Raw genomic sequence first — 16,501 nt, forward strand, 5'->3', positions numbered from 1 at the left:
TCCGGTGGGGCACGGCAACGACGGTATCTGCAATGTAGGCGACATTGTCCGCGTCGGCGCTCCAGGCCAGTCGGGTACGCCCGTAGCCTGTGCAACCGCAGTGGGAGGGACTTCCGTCCCGCAACTTACATCCGCCGTCTGCCGGCCGCCGATCCGCAGTCCGCGGGCGGCCGTGCGCTCGGTTACTCCGGACTACAACGGCGCTTCTTAAAACGGTGTGGGTTCGTCGCTACTCGTCGTCTAAGGGGTCCGAAAGCGGGTCGTCGTCACTGGAGACGTCGAAGCCGGTGATCCCTTCGTCCGCAAGCGTCGAATCCTCGTCGTCAGGGGCGTCGGCGTCCTGGGACTCCGCCTCGTCCTCTACGCTCCCATCAACCTCGGTTTCCTCTTCATCAGCAGCGCTGCCAAACAGGTCGTCCGTCGTCCGCGGGCCACTGGAGGTGTCTGCCCCGCCGGACTCGTCGAATAATCGGGTGTCCTGAGTCACGGTGTCGTGCTGGTCCGCCCCGTCAGCATTCAGGCTGCCGACGCCGGTGGACTCATTGTCGGCTTCAGGTTCGGTGTCCCGGTCGTCGGCTGGGACCTGCTCGTCAGCGCCCCGGTCGTCGGCTGGCACCGGCTCGTCAGTGCCCCAGTCGTCGGCGGCTGCGGGTTCCTCGCTCGCGGTATCGAACTCCGCAGGGTCCGGCGGGGTCCATTCCTGTGGTTCCGTGCTCGGCTCCGGCTCCTCGGCGGGCTCCTCCGCGAGCAGGTCGCGGTCCGACTGCTCGCTGGGTTCGGACTGGGGTTCCGCCGTGTCCGAGTCGACGGAGAGATCCGTCGGAGAGTCCGCTGCAGCGGTGGTGCCGTCCACCGGCGCAGGTTCCGACCCGGCCGCGTTTTCGGCCGCCTGCTGGTTCGATAGCTGTTCCGTCTGATTCGCGGCGGCTCCCGCGGTCACGTCTTCGTCTGTCGCCGGGGTCATCGTGTCGTCGGCCGACGCGGGCTCCGGTGTGCTGTCGGCTCCCAGCGGGTCACCGTCCGTTGCCGGGCCCTCGTCCGCCAACGGGTCGTCTTCCGTCCCTTGATCAGCATCTGCCAACGGATCATCGTCCGCCGCCGTCGCCGGAACGTCGTCACCCGCGGCCGTCGCGGTGTCGGCCGCAGCAGACGGCGCTGCCGAGTCTGACGGTTCGGGCTGTTGTTGTGCAGGCGCACTGATCTCCGGTTCATCGGCGGAGTCAGTGGCCGGTTCGGAGTCCGCGACCGGTTCCGACACGTCGGGTTCGGCCGTCGCCGGCTCGACAGGGGACGGGTCTTCGGCCGGCTCCTGGGAGCTTTCTGGCTCAGGCTCGCCCGTCTCTGCCGTCTGTTCGTCGGCTTCCTCAGCCGGTTCGGATGTGGTCGCAGGGCTATCATCGGCCGTCTCAGTTGCGGTCCCATCGCCCGCCGGGGGACTGGCGGCTGCCAAACCGCTCGCATCGCGCCGTGCCGTCCGAGCCGCGAGCGTGCCAGCCATCGTCGCGTCGGCGATAAGCTTGTGAGTCAGGCCGAGCAGGCCGGAGAGCAACAGGAGTCCCCCGAGCGCACCGACAACGATGCCGAGTACCGCTCGGTAGCCCTCGTTCCCCGAGAGCGAGCCCAGCGAGCCGTTCTGTATCAGTACGTACCCTGCAGCGATGAGGCCGCCACCGACGCCGGCGACGACAAGCAATGTCCCGAGAAACCTCGTTCCGTATCGATAGACGTCGGTCAGACCTACTGCAGACATAGTCGCATAATTGATAACAGAGGACAAATATGTTACGACGGTCGAGGAAGTGATATTTAATTTACTTGTCCACCAGAGTCGGGCAGGAATATCGTTGTATTGGCCGAATTTAGCCCGCTACTGATCGAATTGGGTTCCGGGGCAGGGGTCCGCTGATAACAGTGACAGCAGGTATATCAGTCGCTGTCATCACCAGCGATAGTCGTCCCCGGACTCTCACCGGCGAGAAACGCGGGGAGCGCGTCGGGGCCGAACACGACGGCGGGGGCCGAGAGCCCGAGCAGGGCGCGGACCTTGCCCGCCATCCCGCCCGACACGTCCGTCGCGTCGCTCCCGCCAAGCGCCGATGCGACGGCATCGAACGCCGCGATACGGTCGATGACGGTTCCGTTTTCATCGAGGACGCCGGGAACCGTCGAGCAGACGCCGACCCGGTCGGCGTCGACGGCGGGCGCGAGTTCGACGACCAGTTCGTCGCCGCTGAGGACCGTCACGCCCGCACCGGCGTGGGCGACGAGGTCGCCGTGGAGGACCGGGACGAACCCTTCGCCCAGCAGCGTCGTGACCTGGGCCGTCGGCAACGAGAGGTCGCCGCCAGCGTCGCGTGCGGCCGCCGAGAACGGGTGGACCGGGACGGCCGGGACCCCCTGTTCTGTAAGCGCGTCCACGACGGCGGCGTTGAGCCGGCACATCGCCCCGTGGATGGCCCGCACGCCGTCCACATCGTGGGTCCCCGCGGTCGTGCTGACGCCGTAGTCGGCGGCGTGGTGGTGGCCGAAGCTCCCGCCGCCGTGGACGATGACGATGTCCTCGCCGACTGCCGATTCAGCGATGGCCGACACCGCTGTCGACAGGGCGGCCTGATCGACCGTCTCGGGTTCGTCTTTCTCGGTGATAACGCTCCCGCCGAGTTTGAGGACGACCGTCATTCCCGCCGGACCCCGTCGGTGTCCAGTTCGGCCCGGAAGACGTCCTCACACCCCGGTGTGTACTTCAGCGCCGTGAGCGCATCGTCCGTCTCGTCCAGCGCGACGATACAGCCGCCGCCGCCGGCGCCGGTGAGTTTCGCGCCGTGTGCGGCGGCGTCGCGGGCCGCCCACACCATCGAATCCAGCGACCGCGAGGAGACGCCCAGCGCCGAAAGCAGTCCGTGATTGAAGTCCATCAGTTCCCCCAACGTTTCGTAGTCGCCTGTCCCAAGGACCGCCTCGCCCTCGCGGACGACATCACCGATTGCTGTGACGGTGTCGGCGGCGAAGTCGTACTCCTCACGGAGGTCCCGGACGCCGGCGACCAGTGCCCCGGTATCACCGGCCCCGCCGTCGTAGCCGATGACGAAGGGAAGGGTGTCGATGCCGTCCAGCCGCCGGCAGTCGTCGCCCTCCACGCGGACCGCCCCGCCCATCGCTGAGCAGAACGTGTCCGCCCGTGAGGCCTGCCCGTCCTGCACCTCGTGTTCGACCTGGTAGGCGCGGTCGGCGATCTCGCTCGCCGGCAGTTCGACGCCGAGTTCCCTCGTCGCCGCGTCTATTGCAGCGACGACGAGCGCGGCTGAGGACCCAAGCCCCGCTCCAAGGGGGATGTCTCCCTCGACGGATATCTCGAAGCCCGCTCCCGGCGCATCGGCTGCGTCACGGGCCTGTGCCACCGCCTCGTTGACGTATCCCATACCGGCCTCGACCAGTGATTCGGCGACATCCACGTCCGGGTGACTCTCTCCGTCGCCGGAGTACTCGACGGTAAAGCCGTCCAGTTGTAGGTCGTTCGCGTGGATGCGCAGTCCCTCGTCGATCTCGGTTGCCGTCACGTGTACCCGCCGCTCGATGGCGCAGGGCACCGCCGGCTCGCCGTAGACGACCGCGTGCTCCCCGAACAGGTAGACTTTCCCGGGAGCGCTCGACGTGACCATACCCGCCCGTGTGCACCCAGGGCGTTAGGCGTTTTCGGAGTCGACGGTCGGGGGGGCCGCTGGGAGACTACTCGGAGACAGTGTCGACGCCGGTAAACTCGAAGCGAGCGCCGCCGTCGGTGCCGCTGCCGACGCGGACTGTCCAGCCGTGGGCGTCAGCGACCTGTTTCACGATACTCAGGCCGAACCCGGTCCCTCCGACCGCTGTCGAGTAGCCGGCGTCGAACACGTCTCCGCGGTCGGGTTCGGGGATGCCGGGGCCGTCGTCCGCAACGTAGAACCCGTCGGCCAGCTCGCCCACGGTCACGGTCACGTCGTCGCCGCCGTGTTCGACCGCGTTGCGGACGAGGTTCTCGAACAGTTGTCTGAGGCGGCTCTCGTCGCCACGGATGGGCCGGTCTATGTCAGTGTGCAGCGTCGCGGCTTTCGTATCGACGTTTTGCCAGCACGTCCGGACGAACGGTTCGAGGTCGACCGCGACGAGCGACGCGGGTGATGCACCGTCGCGTGCGAGCGTGAGCAGGTCGTCGATGAGCGTATCCATCCGCTGGTGTGCGCTGTCGATGGCGTCGACGTGCTCGCTGTCGGACTCCTCACGCAGGAGTTCGAGGCGTCCGCGGGCGACGGTCAGCGGGTTCCGCAGGTCGTGGCTGACGACGCTGGCGAACTGTTCGAGCTGTTCGTTTTGCCGTTCGAGTTCCTGCTCGCGCTCCTTGCGCTCCGTGATATCGCGACTGATCGCCAGGAACCGGTCCTTGCCATCGAGGTTGAGCCGGAGCAGATGAACTTCGACCGGCATCGTCGACCCGTCGCGGCGCTCGTACAGGCCTTCGAACTTCCGGCGCTCGTCGACGCTGAACCCCGAAAGCTGTGTCTGCACGTCCTCGGCGTCGAACGTCAGGTCGAACTCCCAGATCGACCGCCCGAGCACCTCGCTTTCGTCGTATCCCAGTTCCGCACAGAACCGCTGGTTCACGTCGCGGATCGTCCCATCGGCGTCGAGCACGTCGATCATGTCCGGCGAGTTCTCGAAGAGAGCTTCGAGGCGCGACGACGTTTCCTCTAACCGTTGCTCGCGGCGTTTCCGCGCCGTGATATCCTGCTGAAACCCGACGTAGTTGACGACTGTTCCGTCGTCGTCGCGGACCGGCGCGATCCGCACCCGGTTCCAGAACTCGGTCCCGTCCTTCCGGTAGTTCCGGAGTTCGACCGTCACGTGCTCCTCTGCATCGATGGCGTTCCGCATCGCGGCGACGGGCTCCGGCTCGGTGTTCTCGCCCTGGAGCATCCGGCAGTTCCTGCCGAGCAACTCCGGGAGCGAGTAGCCGGTCAGGTCGCAGTAGTGGTCGTTAGCGTATATCAGCGGGTTGTCCCTCTGGTCGGGGTCGGTGATAGTGACGCCGACCGGGGCCTCGTCAATCGCGCGTTTGGTCCGGAGGAGTTCCCGTTCGCGCTCTTTCCGGTCGGTAACATCGCGGGCCACACCGACGATGCCGTCTATAGACCCCTCGACGAACAGCGGCGTTAGCTGGTACGCGACCACCGCGTATCCGTGGCCGGGGAACTCCGCTTCGATTTCGCCGCTGAGTTCCTCCCGTGTCCCGTCGAGCAGTTCCTGGTAGCGGTCCGTCTCACCCTGCGCTCGAATACGCGGAACGAGTCGGCTGACCTGGCCTTCGAGCTCGGCACGTGTCGCGTCGTACCACTCCGCCAGCGCCTCGTTGACGGTTTCGAACCGGCCCTCGGCGTCGTAGATGCAGGCCGTCTCCTGCATGGAGTTGACCATCCGCTCGTAGCTCTGGAGCGCTCGGTTCCGCTCACTGACTGCCTGCTGTGAGCGATAGTCCTCGACGGCGTTCGTGATTCGGGACGCCAGCTCGGCGTGCTGTTCGGCGTCTGGCTCTCTCCGGAGGTAGTCCGTGACACCGGCAGCAATCGCCTCGCTGGCGACCGCCTCGCTCCCCCGGCTGGTGTAGAGTATAAACGGGAGAGCCGGATACTCCTCCCGGACTGTTTCCAGCAGTTCGATACCGTTCCCTTCGGGCAGGTCGTAGTCGGAGACGAGACAGTCGATGTCAATATCGGCCAGCCTCACCATAGCTTCGGCGACGGTGCGTACTGTTTCCACCGCGAAGCGGTCGCGTTCGAGAGCCGTCGACAGCGTCCCGGTGTCCTCCGAGTCGGCACCGACGTAGAGGACTCGGATTCTGTCACGTCCATCGACAGCAGTCTCGGCCGTCATTCGGCATCCCGTTCGAACCCGGCTGCCGTGTCGGGGTATGTACCACTCCGCCGGTCAGGGGTAACCAGTGCGATGGGTCTCAGGGGACTGTCTCGGAAGAAGTCGGACCGCAGGACCGCCGCAAACAACGCGGGACGAGTGCCACCTGGGGTGTTCTGCAGCAGTTTCATGATGTGCAAGTTGTGAGCGCGGGCCCGCGATAGCGACCATGGGAAAATCGGTCGCCAGAGAGGCTGCTGACCCGCTGTGCTTGCGCACATACACGGGGTTCTGCAGTAAATAGCTGATGACCAAATCCCTGTCAGGTCACTGCGACAGGCGGCGACGCCGGAGCGGTCATTTCAGGGTGTACGGCTTACCGCTCCAGCACGCGCATCGACATTTCCTGTCGGGGGTGGGCAGTCAGCGACGGCAACAGCTCCAGGGGCGTTTCGCCCTGGAACTCCAGTCGGTACTGGCTGGCCGTGGTCGCGGTGATGAGTTGCGCTTCCAGCATCGCGAGGTGTTTCCCGATGCAGTGGCGCGGGCCGCCACCGAACGGGAAGTAGGCGAACCGCGGGCGCTCCTTGGCTCGTTCGGGCTTCCAGCGCTCCGGGTCGAACGTCTCGGGGTCGTCGTAGAACCGCTCGGACCGGTGGACGCCCCACTGGGGGACCATCAGCGTCGTCCCCGCCTCGACCTCGTAGCCCGACAGGGTCACGTCCGCGGTCGGTTCCCGGAAGATCGTGTACACCGGCGGGTAGAGACGCATCGCCTCCTGAATCACCCATTCAAGATAGTCCAGTTCGCGGACGTGCTCCATCCCCGGTCGGTCGTCGCCGATCACGTCGTCCAGTTCCTCGTGGACCCGCTGTTCGACTTCGGGATGTTCCGACAACAGGAACCAGGTGTAGGTCAGCGTCAGCGCCGTCGTGTCGTGGCCCGCGAGCAGCATCGTCATCATCTCGTCGCGGAGTTGCTCTGGCGACTGGGTTCCCTCGTCGCGAGCGCGCAGGAGCACCGACAGGAAGTCCATCGGGCCGTCCTCGTCCGTCCCAAGCGAGTCCTCGCGGACCGCGATGATATCGTCCAAAACCTCGTCCAGCGTCCGCACGGCGCGGTTGAACTCGGCGTCGTCGGGCATCGGCATCCACTGGGGCATGGCGAAACGGATGGGGTCCGGCTCGAACCGCTGCCCCAGCGGCAGCAGTTGCTCCTCGATGGTCCGGACCCGCTGTTCCGAGAGTTCGACACCCATCATCAGGTCCAGGATCACGTCCAGCGTGACCCTGGTCATCGACTGCTCGGCGTCGATGACGTCGCCGTGGGCCCAGTCGGCGATGCGGTCCTCGGCATGGCCGGTGATGCGGTCGGCCATCCCCGATAGCCGCGCCATCGAGAACGCAGGATTGGCGAGCTTTCGCTGCTGCTCCCACGTCTCGCCCTCGCTCAACAACAGCCCGTCGCCGAGCAGGTCCCCCAGCGCGTCGCCTTGGAAGTCGGGCTTGCGGAACTGGTCTGCTTCCGAGACCAGTACGCGCTCGATGGCCGTCGGGTCACACAGCATCACCGTGTCCATCGGCCCCATGTCGAAGCGAGCGACGTCGCCGTAGGCCCGCTCCAGCGCTGAAATGAACCGGAACGGGTCCCGAGCGTACGTGCGACTGCTGCCGAACAGCGGTTCGCCCTTCGGTCCGGGCGGCGTCTTTGACATCGATTGACGTAAGTGTCGAACACGCTTGAATGGCATGCCAAACTGCCGAGTACGGCGTCGACTGTCGGGGCTCAGAGCCAGCGGCCGGCGTCCAGGTTCCAGTCGGTGTGGGCTGCGATCCAGACCCCGCCGAGGCCGCCGAGCGCGCTCAGGCCGACGGTGTACAGCAGAAAGAAAACGCCAACCAGGCCCAGAAACAGTCCGTACCCCGGTGCTCCGGGCGGAATCCCGAATCCCAGGCGTCCAGCGATGTACAGCGCCGGGACGAAGAAGGCGAGCAAGGGGACCATCGCGCAGACGCCGGCCAGCGTCCCCAGCCAGAGCCCCGCCCGGTAGCCGCCGCCGTGGTTCGCCGCGGCCACGGCACCGCCGGCCACCGACGAGAAGGGGACGAACGACAGGGCAACCGTGACGACCGCCCCGATGCCGGCGCTGGTCAGCGACTCGCGCATGCGTTGCTCGTAGTGGGTTCGCTCCTGATGTAGTTATCGACCGTCTGCCTGCTCGTGCAACACTGATAGCTATCGGCTACCGGTCGCCGATGGTCGTGTCGTATCGGACGTAGTTACCCAGCCAGCCCCCGAGCGCGCTCAGGCCGAGGAAGTACGCGGCCGTCGTGAGCGTGCCTAGGACGAGCACGAACAGGCCCGCCGCGCCGAACAGTCCGAGCGCCTCGGGGACGAACGCCAGAAACGCGGCCAGGAAGACGAACACGACCGCGAACAAGACCAGCGAGACGGCGAGGCCGATGACGCCGGACAGGAACCCGACGCGGACGCCGTCTTCTCGCTCACCGCCTTCGAGGTAGCCGGCGATGCCGCCGCCGAGCAGCGGCGCGAGCGGGACGAACCCGCTCAGCAGGGCGGTCGCGACGGCTCCGATAACGGCGTTGACGAGCGTGTCTCCGTCTCCCATTTCCCGAGGCTTCTCCGGGACCCGTGGTAGGTCTTGTGTTGGCGACACACCGGCGTCGCCACTCGCTTGTCAGCGGGCCGGAAAACGAAACGAAGCAGCAGCGACGTTAGATGTCGGACTCGAAGTCGTCGAGTCCGTACGTCGGCTCGGCACCGCGACGGTCGAGCGTCTCGTTGGCCAGCAGCCAGTAGACGACCGACAGCGCCTTGCGCCCCTTGTTGTTCGTCGGGACGACCAGGTCGACGTTCGACGTGGTGTTGTTGGAGTCACACATCGCGATGACCGGGATGCCGACCGTGATAGCCTCCTTGACAGCCTGGGCGTCACCGATGGGATCGGTGACGACCACGATGTCGGGCTCGATGTAGCCGTCGTAGTCGGGGTTGGTCAGCGTGCCGGGGATGAACCGGCCGGTGCGGACGCGCGCGCCGATCGCTTCGGCGAACTTCTCGGCCGGGAACCGGCCGTACTGGCGCGACGACGCGGCCAGGATCTGTTCGGGCTCGTAGTTGGCCAGGAAGTCCGCGGCGGTGCGGATGCGCTCGTCGGTCATCGAGACGTCCAGCACGTAGAGCCCGTCGGTCCGGACGCGGTGGATGAACCGCTCCATGTCCTGGGTCTTCTGCTGGGTCCCGATGTGGACACCGGCGCCGAGGTAGTCCTCGACGGGGATGAGGAGGTCGGCTTCCGACTGCTCGTCGGGCATGACGTCCTCGTCCAGCTGTGGGCCGGCGGCCTCGTCGGCCTCGGCTTCTTCGTCGGCCTCCGTGTCAGCATCGGTTGGTTCGGCCTCTGTCGCCTCTGCGGCGTCGTCGGCGGGCTGTTCGGCTTCCGTTTCGGTCTCCGCGTCGACCGCTTCGTCGTCCTCGTCGGACGGGTCGAAGTCGGAGTCGGACGCGTCGAGACCTTCTTTTTCGTTGCCGCTCATACTGCGTTGTCCTCGATACGGATTAGTTCGTTCAGCTTGGCTGTGCGCTCGCCGCCGACCGCGCCGGTCTTGATGAACGGTGCGTCAGTGGCGACAGCGAGGTGTGCGATCGTCGTGTCTTCGGTCTCGCCGCTGCGGTGGGAGACCACGGACTCGTAGCCGTTTGCCGTCGCCAGTTCGATGGCGTCGACGGCGTCGGTGAGCGTCCCGATCTGGTTGGGCTTGATCAGGATGGAGTTACCGGCGTCGGCGTTGATGCCGGCCTGCAGACGCTCGACGTTCGTGACGAACAGGTCGTCACCGCAGACGAGCGTCTGGTCCCCGACCTGTGCGGTCAGGTCCGCGAAGGCCTCGTAATCGTTCTCGTCGAGGGGGTCCTCGACGTAGACGAGGTCGTACTCCTCGACCTTCCCGGCGATGTACTCTATCTGCTCTTCGGTGGACTTGACCCCGTCGTCGTAGACGTAGCCGTCCTCGTCGGCGTCGTACAGCTCCGCGCCGGCGACGTCGAGGCCAAAGGAGATCGCGAAGCCGAAGTCGTCGGCCACGGTCTCGACGGCCTCGTCCATGATTTCGAACGCTTCGTCGTCCGAGATAGAGGGCGCCCAGGCTCCTTCGTCGCCCTTGCCCGCTGGCAGGTCGCGGTCGGCCAGGATGTCGTGGACCTCCTGGTGGACCGCGGCGTTGGCGAAGACGGCTTCTTCGACGCTCGGTGCGCCGACGGGGGCCGCGAGGAACTCCTGGATGTTCGTGGCGTCCGCGGCGTGCTCGCCACCGCCGATGATGTTGCCGAGCGGCGTCGGGTACTCGTTGCCCCGGAAGGTGCCGCCCAGGTGCTGGAACAGCGGTGCGCCCAGCACGTCAGCGCCGGCCTTGGCGGCCGCCATCGAGATGGCGACCGCGCTGTTGGCCCCGATGCCGGAGAAGTCGTCCGTGCCGTCGGCGGCGTGGAGTGCCGCGTCGACGTCACGCTGGTTCCCGGCGTGGACCTCACCGATAAGCCGCGGGAGCGCTTCCTCGCGGGCGTTGGCGATGGCTTCGTTAGCGGGGAGCTCGATGGCTTCGTACTCGCCCGTGCTTGCGCCGCTCGGTGCCTTGCCACGACCGAAGCCCCCACTCTCGGTGAGAACGTCGGCCTCGACGGTCGCGTTCCCGCGGGAGTCGAGGACGCGGCGGAGTCGTATGTCAGTGATGAGCGTCATCGTTAGTCACTCCTGTTGACCGTGAACGGTAGGACGCCAGCGTCGTACTCCTCGGCGGCGATGAGTATCGGCTGGGTGTGTTCCGTCTCGATGAGCACGGGAGCACCGTGGGCCAGCTGCAGCGCTCGTGCGCCGAGTTTGCGGGCCTTCTCGTAGCGGCTTTCCTGTGCGTTCATTGGTAGGGTGAGACGATGTCGACGAGGTCTTTATGCGAGACGAGCATCCGGCGACAGCAGTGCCGCTCGACGCCGAGTTCGTCGAGGACCTTCTCCGGATCCTCGGGCTCCTCGGCCTCGCGGGTGCGTGCTTTGAACTCTTCCCAGTGCTCGCCGACGACGTTACCGCACGTGAAACACCGAACCGGTACCATCATACCTGTATCACCTTAGCGGTACGATTTCTGGTAGCGGGCCCGCGCACCGGGGCCGCCCCACTTCTTGGGTTCGGACTGGCGAACGTCGTTGACCAGCAGCGAGCGGTCGAACTCCATGAACGCGTCGCGGAGTTCGGCGTCGTTTGTGTGGTCGACGAGCCCGCGAGCGATGGCGGTTCGGGCGGCGTCTGCCTGCCCCATAACGCCGCCACCCTCGACGGACACTTCAACGTCAACCTCGCCGCGGAGGTCGTCCTCGGCGATGCGGAACGGTTCCAGCATCTTGAGCTGCGCCAGCTCTGGGTCGACGAGTTCGACCGGCTGCGAGTCGATACGCACGCGGCCCTCGCCCTCGCGAACGGTTGCGCGGGCGACGGCGGTCTTCTTCTTGCCAGACGTGTTCGTTACCATGTCTTGTTCGCTCCAAGCGTTTCGCTGATTTCGCCCAGCGTGACGAACTTGATGTTCGACAGTCGGTCAAGCGACGTGCCGTCTAGGACCTCGCCGTCCTCGTCGTACGGGTTGCCGAGGTAGACACGGACGCTCTCGAACGCCTCGCGGCCACGCTGCTTCTTGTGGGGCAGCATGCCGCGGATGGTGCGCTTGAAGATGCCGTCCGGTCGCTTGGGGTAGAAGTACCCGTTGTCGTTACCGATGTCGACACGTTTCTTGTACTTCTCCGTGATCTGCTCCTCTCGGCCGGTGATCACGGCGCGTTCGGCGTTGACGACGGCGACCGTCTCGCCGTCGAGCGCGCGTTCGGCGACCTGTGATGCGACGCGGCCCATGATACAGTCGCGGGCGTCAACGATGACATCCGCGTCGAACTCTGCGACGCTCATCGGATCACCCGGACGTGGGAGCCTTCTGGGTTGTTTTCGATTGCCTGTTCGAGTGATACAGCCTCTCCAACCTGGTCGATCTTCGTCTCGGCGGTTCCGGAGAAGTCGACAGCGGCGACGGTGACGTCCTTCTGCAGGACACCGGAGCCAAGCACCTTGCCGGGCACAACAACGGTCTCGTCTTCCTGGGCGTATCGTTCGATACGGCCGAGGTTGACTTCCGCGTGTGTGCGCCGTGGCTTTTCTAAGCGCTCGGCGACGTCGCCCCAGACAGCACCGCCCGAACTGCGGGCGGCTGACTTCAGGTCGGCGATGAGACTACTGAGTCTCGGGTTCGTCTTACTCATATGATTCCTCCGTTGTGGGAAAAGTGCAGGGAGCAGGATTTGAACCTGCGGACCCCTACGGGACAGCGCCCTGAACGCTGCGCCGTTGGCCAGACTTGGCTATCCCTGCGCGCGATTGTTCGTTTTGCGTGCCCCGTAAAACCCCTTTCGGTCCTCGCGCTCGGGGAGCGGGCGGTCATCGGTAGTGGTGGGGTGTGTCGGGGCATTGTGTCGTTACAGCTGGACTGCGTCTTTCAGTTCGGTCGCGCGGTCACGCAGCGTCTCGACCGCGCGCAGGACCAGTTCCTCGGTGGTGAACGAGCCGTCGGTCTCGACGTGGAACACGAACGCGTTCGGCACGTCCGAGACCTCGACCTCTTTGCCGGGGTAGCGGTTCCGGAGATCATTGTCGAACTCGTCCGTCGCGACCAGTTCACCGTTGGTGGCGTCGCCGGCGGCGTGTTCGGCCGCCTGCTCTTCGATGACGCCACGCAGGATGTTCGGGTCGTCGTCCTCGAACTCGCCGAGGTCGCCGACGACCTCCACCTGCTGGAGGTGTCGGTAGCCGACGGCCACGCCGCCCTGGTGTTTGGCGTGTTCCCGACCGGTGTCGAGGACGGCGTCGGCCTCGACTTCGAGGCGCTGGCCCTCCTTGAGGTCGATGATCGGGATGTTGTCGTCGGCCGCCTCGACCATCGGGTCCGAAGAGACGAGGTCGCTGGAGTAGGCCGTGCTAGGCCCATCGACGGACAGCGACAGCGTCACCTCGTCGCCGATCTCGAAGTCGTCGAGGTCGGTCGTCAGCGGGACCAGTCCCAGTCGGAGACCGATCTGCTCGTTGAACATCACGCTGGTGTTCTCGATGACGCGGACGGTGTCGATACTGAACGTCGGCACGTCCGCGACCATCGCTCGCCGGATGCCGTTGGCGAATGCCGGCGTGATGCCGCGCACGAGGATGCGGGCCTCGCGCTCGCCGCGTTCGACGAACTCAACCTCGTAGTCCTGTGTCATTGGTTAGAATCCGGAGTTCTTGGGTGCACGAGTGCCGTCGTGCGGGGTCGGCGTGACGTCCTCGATGCGACCGATCTCCAGGCCCGCTCGGGCGAGTGCGCGGATCGTCGCCTGCGCACCCGGGCCGGGCGAGGTCTGGAGGTTGCCGCCGGGACCGCGAACCCGAACGTCGACGCCTTCGACGCCGCGGTCGAGGGCCTTCTCCGCAACGACCTCGGCCATCTGCATCGCCGCGTACGGCGATGCCTCGTCGCGGTTCTGCTTGACGACCGTCCCGCCGGAGCTCTTTGCGAGCGTCTCCGCGCCGGTCTGGTCGGTGATGGTGATGATCGTGTTGTTGAACGATGCGTGCACGTGGGCGATGCCCCAGATGTCTTCGGTTTCTTCGCTCATTCTTGGGCCTCCGCGCGCTCAGGATGGAGTTCGTCCGACAGCGAGCTGTGCTCGTCGAAGCCGACCGAGCTCTCGACGGCGGTTTCGACCGTCATGCCGGGTCGGGTGACGCGAGCGTCGTCCAGCACGATGTGTCCGTGGACGATGAACTGGCGGGCCTGCTCGGGCGTGTTCGCGTAGCCCTTGCGGTAGACGACCGTCTGCAGGCGACGCTCAAGCACGTCGGTCACGTCGAGCGACAGCACGTCGTCGAGCTGGTCCTGCTCGTTGAGGATGCCGTAGCGCTTGAGCCGAGCGAGGAACTCCTCGGACTCGGTCTCGTGTTCGCCGGCGCTGCCCAGCAGCTTCCGGGCCTCGCGGCGATAGCCACGGAGCTCGGACTGTGCGCGCCAGAGTTCTTCTTTGTTCTTCAGGCCGTAGCGGCCGATGAGGTTGGCCTCGTCGGCGATTCGCTCGCCCTGGAAGGGGTGGTTCGGCGTCTCGTAGAACTTCGTGTTCGAGCCGAGCGCCATTATTCGTCATCCTCCGCGGCGGCTTCCTCAGCCTGCTCTTCCTTGATCGCCTCGACGTTGACGCCGATGGTCCCCTCCGTCCGGCCGGTGGACTTGGTACGCTGTCCACGGACCTTCTGGCCGCGCTTGTGGCGGACACCGCGGTAGGAGTCGATCATCTTCATGCGGTTGATGTCCTGCCGGCGGGTGAGTTGGAGGTCGTTGCCAGTCTCGTGGGTGGTCTCACCGGTGAAGTAGTCCTTCTGGTGGTTGGCCATCCACTCGGGCACCTCGTCGGCGAAGTTCTCGACGTGGTCGACGACGCGCTCGATGACGTCGTCGTCGAGCTTGCCGAAGACCTCGCGCCGGTCGACGTCCGCCTTCTGGGCGATAATTCGGGCGGCCCGGTGGCCGATACCGTTCAGTTCTGTCAGTGCTCGCTCGACGGATTTCGTCCCGTCGAGGTCTGTCTGTCCGATGCGGACGAAATAGCGGATGTCCTCCTCTTCCTCGGCATCCGCGTCCTCGCCCGCGTCTGGGTCTTCTGCACTCATATGTAGGTACTGATGGGTGAGCGTCGTGGCGGGGATTCGAACCCCGGAGGCTGTACGCCACAGAGTTAGCAACCCTGCGCCTTGGGCCAGGCTTGGCTACCACGACACACGTTCTATGACACTCGCGCCCGCAGCACGCGGACTCGGGGGCGGGTCCCCCTACACGAGTCTATCCGATTCTATTCCGGGGTTGTATTTAAACGCAACGAAGGGGCCCGGCCGCGTGACTCCGAGACATACCCACTGAGCGGTATAATAGCAAGCAACAGCACGGTTGACGCGTGCCAGCACAACACATTCATCGCTGGGAGCCCACGTTGCCGTATGTACCGGCGCGTCACCGACGGCGGCAGCAGCGTCGACCCGACCGACCGAACAGCGGTCCGTGACCATCTGGAGCGGTTCGCGGGACCGGACGCCGTCACAGAAGCAAAGGACGGAACGCTCCGGGCCGATTTCAGCGGCCGAACCCACGTCGCAGTGGCCCCCGACGGCGCGATAGACACCGGCATGCCGCTCCATTCGTTCGCCGGGACGCCTGAACGGCTCGTGTTCGACCACGACAGCGGCGAGCTACGGGCCGAACTGGATGGCGAGAGCGTCTACGTGTTTCGGCGGCCCTGAATCCGGCACGGCCGCGACTACCTACGGATTTGGGTTCCTACCTACGAATTTATCTTTCGTAGATTCCGTGCGCCTGCGTGCGCGACGAGGGAGTGAGTCTCCCCAACCGTGTTCACGGTGTCACAATCCTTATCGCACCTCCGGGACCTACTCCTGTGCATGAATACAGACGACGTACGCGAGCGCCTGCGAACGGTCGAGGACCCGGACCTGGGAGCCGACATCGTGTCGCTCGGGCTGATCAACAGCATCGACGTGACCGACGACGAGGTCAGCATCGACCTGGCGCTCGGTGCGCCGTACTCGCCGACGGAGACGAGCATCGCGAACGAAGTCCGCGAGGCGCTTGCCGACATCGACCGCGAGATCGACCTCTCGGCGAGTGTCGACCGCGGGGTCCCGGAAGCCGAGGACCCGCTCCCGCAGGTCAAGAACGTCATCGCGGTCGCCTCTGGCAAGGGTGGCGTCGGCAAGTCTACTGTTGCAGTGAACCTCGCGGCCGGTCTCTCGCAGCTCGGTGCCCGGGTCGGCCTGTTCGACGCCGACGTGTACGGGCCGAACGTCCCGCGGATGCTCGACGCCGACGAACAGCCGCGCGCGACAGAGGACGAGGAGATCATCCCCGTCGAGAAACACGGGATGAAGCTGATGAGCATGGATTTCCTCGTCGGCAAGGACGACCCGGTCATCTTCCGCGGGCCGATGGTCGACAACGTCCTCACACAACTGTGGGACGACGTGCTCTGGGGCGAACTCGACTACATGGTCGTGGACCTGCCGCCGGGGACCGGCGACACGCAGCTGACGATGCTCCAGCAGGTGCCCGTCTCCGGGGCGGTCATCGTCACGACGCCCGAGGAAGTCGCTCTCGACGACGCCCGAAAAGGACTCCGGATGTTCGGCCGCCACGAAACCCCCGTCCTGGGCATCGTCGAGAACATGTCGTCGTTCATCTGTCCGGACTGTGGCGGGACACACGACATCTTCGGCAGCGGCGGCGGCCGCGAGTTCGCCGACGAGACGGAGATGCCGTTCCTCGGCGAGATTCCGCTCGACCCCGCCGTCCGGAAGGGTGGCGGGACCGGCGAACCGCTCGTTCTGGACGACGATAGCGACGTCGGCGAGTCGTTCCGCGACATCGCCGCCCGCACCGCCAACATGCAGGGCATCATCCACCGGAAGCGACAGAGCGACAGCCAGCGCGCTCAGCCGGAGCAGTAGTACGTTCAGGCTGACCTGTTGAGA

20 protein-coding genes and 2 tRNA genes are annotated in these 16,501 nt (G+C 65.8%); 2 read left to right on the forward strand and 20 right to left on the reverse strand.

Annotation, left to right across the window (positions count from 1 at the left end; genetic code table 11):
- Positions 1–229: 229 nt before the first annotated feature.
- The 20 genes from ACY9XZ_RS01815 to ACY9XZ_RS01910 all read right to left on the reverse strand — a co-directional run bounded on the left by ACY9XZ_RS01815 (position 230) and on the right by ACY9XZ_RS01910 (position 14,738).
- Complete coding sequence (locus ACY9XZ_RS01815) at positions 230–1,750, reverse strand: hypothetical protein (RefSeq protein ID WP_463455382.1); 1,521 nt, start codon at positions 1,748–1,750, stop codon at positions 230–232.
- Between the two features lie 176 nt (positions 1,751–1,926).
- On the reverse strand, positions 1,927–2,679 hold the full coding sequence (locus ACY9XZ_RS01820; RefSeq protein ID WP_463455383.1) for an isopentenyl phosphate kinase: 753 nt from the start codon (positions 2,677–2,679) through the stop codon (positions 1,927–1,929).
- On the reverse strand, positions 2,676–3,659 hold the full coding sequence (gene mvk / locus ACY9XZ_RS01825) for a mevalonate kinase (RefSeq protein ID WP_463455384.1): 984 nt from the start codon (positions 3,657–3,659) through the stop codon (positions 2,676–2,678). The genes ACY9XZ_RS01820 and mvk overlap by 4 nt, the downstream gene beginning before the upstream one ends.
- A 67-nt stretch (positions 3,660–3,726) precedes the next feature.
- A complete protein-coding gene (locus ACY9XZ_RS01830) occupies positions 3,727–5,901 on the reverse strand; it encodes a PAS domain S-box protein (protein ID WP_463455385.1) in 2,175 nt (724 codons plus the stop codon).
- A 355-nt stretch (positions 5,902–6,256) separates the two neighbouring features.
- Complete coding sequence (locus ACY9XZ_RS01835; RefSeq protein ID WP_463455386.1) at positions 6,257–7,594, reverse strand: cytochrome P450; 1,338 nt, start codon at positions 7,592–7,594, stop codon at positions 6,257–6,259.
- Positions 7,595–7,665: 71 nt separating this feature from the next.
- Positions 7,666–8,046: a DUF5518 domain-containing protein gene (locus ACY9XZ_RS01840; RefSeq protein WP_463455387.1), complete on the reverse strand. Its 381-nt coding sequence runs from the start codon at positions 8,044–8,046 to the stop codon at positions 7,666–7,668.
- Between the two features lie 76 nt (positions 8,047–8,122).
- Positions 8,123–8,509 (reverse strand): DUF5518 domain-containing protein, encoded by a 387-nt coding sequence (locus tag ACY9XZ_RS01845; RefSeq protein ID WP_463455388.1) that lies wholly within the window; start codon positions 8,507–8,509, stop codon positions 8,123–8,125.
- Positions 8,510–8,615: 106 nt separating this feature from the next.
- Positions 8,616–9,437, reverse strand: a complete 822-nt coding sequence (gene rpsB / locus ACY9XZ_RS01850; RefSeq protein ID WP_463455389.1) for a 30S ribosomal protein S2 — start codon at positions 9,435–9,437, stop codon at positions 8,616–8,618.
- The gene (gene eno, locus ACY9XZ_RS01855) at positions 9,434–10,639 is read right to left on the reverse strand and encodes a phosphopyruvate hydratase (RefSeq protein ID WP_463455390.1); all 1,206 of its coding nucleotides are present in this window, start codon (positions 10,637–10,639) and stop codon (positions 9,434–9,436) included. The genes rpsB and eno overlap by 4 nt, the downstream gene beginning before the upstream one ends.
- Before the next feature lie 2 nt (positions 10,640–10,641).
- Positions 10,642–10,815 carry a DNA-directed RNA polymerase subunit K gene (locus tag ACY9XZ_RS01860; protein WP_004516796.1) on the reverse strand — a complete coding sequence of 58 codons (174 nt, stop codon included), beginning with the start codon at positions 10,813–10,815 and terminating at the stop codon, positions 10,642–10,644.
- A complete protein-coding gene (locus ACY9XZ_RS01865) occupies positions 10,812–11,012 on the reverse strand; it encodes a DNA-directed RNA polymerase subunit N (protein ID WP_004516797.1) in 201 nt (66 codons plus the stop codon). Before ACY9XZ_RS01865 ends, ACY9XZ_RS01860 begins: the two co-directional genes overlap by 4 nt.
- A gap of 12 nt (positions 11,013–11,024) precedes the next feature.
- The gene (locus ACY9XZ_RS01870; RefSeq protein ID WP_004516798.1) at positions 11,025–11,423 is read right to left on the reverse strand and encodes a 30S ribosomal protein S9; all 399 of its coding nucleotides are present in this window, start codon (positions 11,421–11,423) and stop codon (positions 11,025–11,027) included.
- Entirely contained in the window at positions 11,417–11,854 is a 438-nt protein-coding gene (locus ACY9XZ_RS01875; protein WP_463455391.1) for a 50S ribosomal protein L13, read from the reverse strand. Before ACY9XZ_RS01875 ends, ACY9XZ_RS01870 begins: the two co-directional genes overlap by 7 nt.
- Positions 11,851–12,201 carry a 50S ribosomal protein L18e gene (locus ACY9XZ_RS01880; protein ID WP_004516800.1) on the reverse strand — a complete coding sequence of 117 codons (351 nt, stop codon included), beginning with the start codon at positions 12,199–12,201 and terminating at the stop codon, positions 11,851–11,853. The genes ACY9XZ_RS01875 and ACY9XZ_RS01880 overlap by 4 nt, the downstream gene beginning before the upstream one ends.
- A gap of 24 nt (positions 12,202–12,225) precedes the next feature.
- Positions 12,226–12,310: transfer RNA gene (locus ACY9XZ_RS01885), tRNA-Leu, on the reverse strand.
- 104 nt (positions 12,311–12,414) lie between these two features.
- The gene (locus tag ACY9XZ_RS01890; RefSeq protein ID WP_463455392.1) at positions 12,415–13,194 is read right to left on the reverse strand and encodes a DNA-directed RNA polymerase subunit D; all 780 of its coding nucleotides are present in this window, start codon (positions 13,192–13,194) and stop codon (positions 12,415–12,417) included.
- Between the two features lie 3 nt (positions 13,195–13,197).
- The gene (locus ACY9XZ_RS01895; protein ID WP_004516802.1) at positions 13,198–13,587 is read right to left on the reverse strand and encodes a 30S ribosomal protein S11; all 390 of its coding nucleotides are present in this window, start codon (positions 13,585–13,587) and stop codon (positions 13,198–13,200) included.
- Positions 13,584–14,099 (reverse strand): 30S ribosomal protein S4, encoded by a 516-nt coding sequence (locus tag ACY9XZ_RS01900; RefSeq protein WP_004593562.1) that lies wholly within the window; start codon positions 14,097–14,099, stop codon positions 13,584–13,586. The genes ACY9XZ_RS01895 and ACY9XZ_RS01900 overlap by 4 nt, the downstream gene beginning before the upstream one ends.
- Positions 14,099–14,632, reverse strand: a complete 534-nt coding sequence (locus ACY9XZ_RS01905; protein ID WP_463455393.1) for a 30S ribosomal protein S13 — start codon at positions 14,630–14,632, stop codon at positions 14,099–14,101. Before ACY9XZ_RS01905 ends, ACY9XZ_RS01900 begins: the two co-directional genes overlap by 1 nt.
- A gap of 21 nt (positions 14,633–14,653) precedes the next feature.
- Positions 14,654–14,738, reverse strand: a tRNA-Ser gene (locus tag ACY9XZ_RS01910).
- Positions 14,739–14,956: 218 nt separating this feature from the next.
- On the opposite strand from ACY9XZ_RS01910, the gene ACY9XZ_RS01915 reads away from it, so the two are divergent.
- Positions 14,957–15,256 carry a hypothetical protein gene (locus ACY9XZ_RS01915; protein ID WP_463455394.1) on the forward strand — a complete coding sequence of 100 codons (300 nt, stop codon included), beginning with the start codon at positions 14,957–14,959 and terminating at the stop codon, positions 15,254–15,256.
- A 159-nt stretch (positions 15,257–15,415) separates the two neighbouring features.
- Complete coding sequence (locus ACY9XZ_RS01920) at positions 15,416–16,477, forward strand: Mrp/NBP35 family ATP-binding protein (RefSeq protein ID WP_463455395.1); 1,062 nt, start codon at positions 15,416–15,418, stop codon at positions 16,475–16,477.
- Positions 16,478–16,501: the final 24 nt, after the last annotated feature.

This window comes from Haloarcula sp. HT12, assembly GCF_055271655.1.

Coding starts and splice junctions, on each gene's coding strand:
- ACY9XZ_RS01895 (WP_004516802.1), bottom strand. CDS start 13,587: ATGAGCGAAGAAACCGAAGACATCTGGGGCATCGCCCACGTGCACGCA.
- rpsB (WP_463455389.1), bottom strand. CDS start 9,437: ATGAGCGGCAACGAAAAAGAAGGTCTCGACGCGTCCGACTCCGACTTC.
- ACY9XZ_RS01840 (WP_463455387.1), bottom strand. CDS start 8,046: ATGCGCGAGTCGCTGACCAGCGCCGGCATCGGGGCGGTCGTCACGGTT.
- eno (WP_463455390.1), bottom strand. CDS start 10,639: ATGACGCTCATCACTGACATACGACTCCGCCGCGTCCTCGACTCCCGC.
- ACY9XZ_RS01860 (WP_004516796.1), bottom strand. CDS start 10,815: ATGAACGCACAGGAAAGCCGCTACGAGAAGGCCCGCAAACTCGGCGCA.
- ACY9XZ_RS01820 (WP_463455383.1), bottom strand. CDS start 2,679: ATGACGGTCGTCCTCAAACTCGGCGGGAGCGTTATCACCGAGAAAGAC.
- ACY9XZ_RS01875 (WP_463455391.1), bottom strand. CDS start 11,854: ATGAGCGTCGCAGAGTTCGACGCGGATGTCATCGTTGACGCCCGCGAC.
- ACY9XZ_RS01920 (WP_463455395.1), top strand. CDS start 15,416: ATGAATACAGACGACGTACGCGAGCGCCTGCGAACGGTCGAGGACCCG.
- ACY9XZ_RS01870 (WP_004516798.1), bottom strand. CDS start 11,423: ATGGTAACGAACACGTCTGGCAAGAAGAAGACCGCCGTCGCCCGCGCA.
- ACY9XZ_RS01845 (WP_463455388.1), bottom strand. CDS start 8,509: ATGGGAGACGGAGACACGCTCGTCAACGCCGTTATCGGAGCCGTCGCG.
- ACY9XZ_RS01880 (WP_004516800.1), bottom strand. CDS start 12,201: ATGAGTAAGACGAACCCGAGACTCAGTAGTCTCATCGCCGACCTGAAG.
- ACY9XZ_RS01830 (WP_463455385.1), bottom strand. CDS start 5,901: ATGACGGCCGAGACTGCTGTCGATGGACGTGACAGAATCCGAGTCCTC.
- ACY9XZ_RS01915 (WP_463455394.1), top strand. CDS start 14,957: ATGTACCGGCGCGTCACCGACGGCGGCAGCAGCGTCGACCCGACCGAC.
- ACY9XZ_RS01890 (WP_463455392.1), bottom strand. CDS start 13,194: ATGACACAGGACTACGAGGTTGAGTTCGTCGAACGCGGCGAGCGCGAG.
- ACY9XZ_RS01815 (WP_463455382.1), bottom strand. CDS start 1,750: ATGTCTGCAGTAGGTCTGACCGACGTCTATCGATACGGAACGAGGTTT.
- ACY9XZ_RS01835 (WP_463455386.1), bottom strand. CDS start 7,594: ATGTCAAAGACGCCGCCCGGACCGAAGGGCGAACCGCTGTTCGGCAGC.
- mvk (WP_463455384.1), bottom strand. CDS start 3,659: ATGGTCACGTCGAGCGCTCCCGGGAAAGTCTACCTGTTCGGGGAGCAC.
- ACY9XZ_RS01900 (WP_004593562.1), bottom strand. CDS start 14,099: ATGGCGCTCGGCTCGAACACGAAGTTCTACGAGACGCCGAACCACCCC.
- ACY9XZ_RS01865 (WP_004516797.1), bottom strand. CDS start 11,012: ATGATGGTACCGGTTCGGTGTTTCACGTGCGGTAACGTCGTCGGCGAG.
- ACY9XZ_RS01905 (WP_463455393.1), bottom strand. CDS start 14,632: ATGAGTGCAGAAGACCCAGACGCGGGCGAGGACGCGGATGCCGAGGAA.